Annotated in this window: 3 protein-coding genes; all 3 read left to right on the top strand. The window is 55.4% G+C overall.

All coding sequences use genetic code 11. From position 1 onward, the window contains the following. Positions 1 to 141: 141 nt before the first annotated feature. Genes istA through B5F27_RS16885 form a run of 3 tightly spaced genes read left to right on the top strand, consistent with a single transcriptional unit; the run spans position 142 to position 2667 of the window. Positions 142 to 1698: an IS21 family transposase gene (gene istA / locus B5F27_RS16015; RefSeq protein ID WP_144066566.1), complete on the top strand. Its 1557-nt coding sequence runs from the start codon at positions 142 to 144 to the stop codon at positions 1696 to 1698. Further along, a complete protein-coding gene (locus B5F27_RS16010) occupies positions 1692 to 2474 on the top strand; it encodes an ATP-binding protein (protein WP_087369041.1) in 783 nt (260 codons plus the stop codon). Before istA ends, B5F27_RS16010 begins: the two co-directional genes overlap by 7 nt. A 31-nt stretch (positions 2475 to 2505) precedes the next feature. Beyond that, positions 2506 to 2667 (top strand): hypothetical protein, encoded by a 162-nt coding sequence (locus B5F27_RS16885; protein WP_158098277.1) that lies wholly within the window; start codon positions 2506 to 2508, stop codon positions 2665 to 2667. Positions 2668 to 2813 lie beyond the last annotated feature (146 nt).

The raw sequence follows: 2813 nt of genomic DNA, 5'->3' as shown, positions 1-2813 counted from the left end.
TGCAAAAATCGGACGCTGAGCGACACCTGCACGGAGTTTTAGCGACACTTTCACGCTGTAAAGCGACATCTCAGGGAAATTCCTCTATAATGGTTACGCGCACCATCTATGTGCGACTAATCATCATTCATGGAGGAAAAAATGGTAAATTACAAAGAAATTCTCTACCGATTGTCACTGAACCAGAGCCAGCGGCAAATCCGTAACAGCGTGCATTGCTCCGATAACACGATCCGAGCAGTACAACAAGCGGCCAAAGATAGGAATCTAACCTGGCCACTCTCCGACGACGTCACCAACGCCGAACTGGAACAGCTTCTCTTCCCAAACAAGCACAAAGCATCCAGCCAATACGCCGAACCAGACTATCCGTACATCCACCGTGAACTGGCCCGGTCAGGCGTGACCCTGTCGCTGCTGTGGGAAGAATACTGTGCGAAGTGCCATGAGACCGGTCAGAAGCCGTACATGAGTACTCAGTTTGGCGAACGGTACCGCCGCTGGGCACGCATTACAAAGGCGACCATGCGCATCCAGCACAAACCGGGGGATGCCATGCAGGTGGATTGGGCCGGCGATACGATTCCCATCCAGGACCCGGTCACGGGCGAGCAAAGCGCAGCCTACTTGTTTGTCGCCGTTCTGCCCTGCAGCTACTACACCTACGCGGAAGCCTGCGACGACATGAAAACCGAGAACTGGCTGAACTGCCATGTCCATGCATTCGACTACTTCGGCGGCGTCGCACGGCTGCTGATTCCTGACAACTGCAAAACGGCCACGCTGTCCAACACCCGGTACGATGTGATTCTGAACCGCAGCTACCAGGAACTGGCCGAACACTACGGCACCGCAATTGTACCGGCGCGCGTCTGCAAGCCGCGGGACAAGAGCGCGGCAGAGGCATCTGTCCGCTTTGCTGAAACGTGGATTGTGGCGGCTTTGCGCGACCGCAAGTTCTTTTCCCTGCAGGAATTGAATGAAGCGGTTGCCGAAAAGCAGGATGAGTTGAACAGCCGCCCGTTCAAGCAGATGGCTGGCTGTCGCCGCAGCGCCTATCTGGAAGAAGAAAAGCCCTACATGCTGCCGCTGCCTGCCAGTGCGTTTGAGCCGGCTATCTGGTCGGTTGCCAAGGTCGCCAACGACTATCTTGTTACGGATGGCAGGAACAAGTATTCCGTTCCCTACAACCTGATTGGCGAGCGCGTGGACATCCGGGTAACCAAGACAACAGTAGAGGTGTTCTACCACGGCAGCCGTGTAGCCAGCCACCGCCGGTTGCAGACCCGGCAGCGTGATCCGCTGGTGAAGCGCGAACATATGCCTCCAGAGCACCAGAAATATCTCACCTACAACGCAGACGAGTTCAGCCGCTGGGCGATGTCAGTCGGCCCTATGACCGAAAAGGTAGCCGACCACTTTCTAAAGTCCGGCAAGGCAGCCGAGCAGGGCTACAAGGCCTGCGCCAGTCTGAGCAAACTGGAACAGCGGTACGGCAAACAGCGGCTGGAGGCGGCCTGCGGCAAGGCTTTGGCGTACAGCACCGCGCCCTCACTGCGCACCATTGCCAGCATTCTGAAAAATGGCCTGGACAAGCCGGACAAGGCAGAAAGTCAAACGGCTCAGTCCAAAGCCAATAGCTACGGCATTACCCGCGGAGCGGCCTACTTCCGGAAGGGAGGCGACCACGAATGCTGAACCAGGCAACAATGGATATGCTCACGGCGATGAAGATGACCGCTATGGCAGCAGAGTTCGCCAACCAGCTGAAAGATCCCACGTTCAATGAACTGGGCTTCGAGGAGCGTCTGGGCTTGCTGGTAAATGCGGAATGGAACCGCCGCCAGAGCAACAAACTGGACCGTTTTATCCGCAATGCGCATTTTGCCGTGCCGTCTGCCACTATGGAAGGCATTGAATACCACGAGGACCGCAAACTGGACAAAGCGCAGATGCTGCGATTTGCCACCTGCCAGTACATTGACGAAGGCCACCACATTATCCTCAAGGGAGCCTCGGGCAATGGCAAAACTTACATTGCTTGCGCCCTGGGCAATGCAGCCTGCCGCCGTTTCAAAAAGGTGCAGTACATCCGTATGCCGGAACTGCTGGATGAGCTGAGCTTTGCCCGCAGCGCTGGCACGCTGAAAAAGGTGCTTGAATCTTACAAAAAGAAGGACCTGCTGATTTTGGACGAGTGGCTGATTCGCCCGCTGTCCCCGCAGGAATCCTACGATATGCTGGAGATTGTGGAAGCGCGGTGCCGCAAGTCTATGATCTTTTGCACGCAGTACGAATCTGAGGGGTGGTACACCAGGATCGACCCGAACCCGGAATCCGACAGCCCCGTTTCAGAAGCCATTATGGACCGCATTATCCACAATGCTTACGAGGTTCTGGTAGACGGCCGAGTCTCGATGCGGGAACGCAAGGGCTTGAAGGCTGCCCGGGAAGGCGGTGGCCAGGATACATGACTGTTCTTATCTTTACGATGAGGAAAACTGCGTGGCTTTGGAACTGGAACGAGCCTGCTACGACAAGATGGAGCGCGAGTCGATGGAATACTTTTACGCAGCTGAGGAAGAAATACAGCGACAGCGCGAGAGGATTCGACAGTTGGAAAACGTCCTGACAGAAAACGGTATTCCTGTTCCTGAAGAAAGTTGACCTGGGCTCTGCTGGCCGGTTTGGCTGGCAGAGCTTTGTAAGCGCCTCACGAAACGGCGTACTTGCTAAACCCAGTCTCACAGTGAGAGAATTATTCCATGTAGTGGGCGTGTATTTTTGAGACCACTCTCAAAAATACACGCCCT

This window comes from Faecalibacterium sp. An192 (genome assembly GCF_002160175.1).
Lineage (GTDB): Bacteria > Bacillota > Clostridia > Oscillospirales > Ruminococcaceae > Faecalibacterium.
This window is presented reverse-complemented; position numbering and strand designations above follow the sequence as displayed.

Coding starts and splice junctions, on each gene's coding strand:
- B5F27_RS16010 (WP_087369041.1), top strand. CDS start 1,692: ATGCTGAACCAGGCAACAATGGATATGCTCACGGCGATGAAGATGACC.
- istA (WP_144066566.1), top strand. CDS start 142: ATGGTAAATTACAAAGAAATTCTCTACCGATTGTCACTGAACCAGAGC.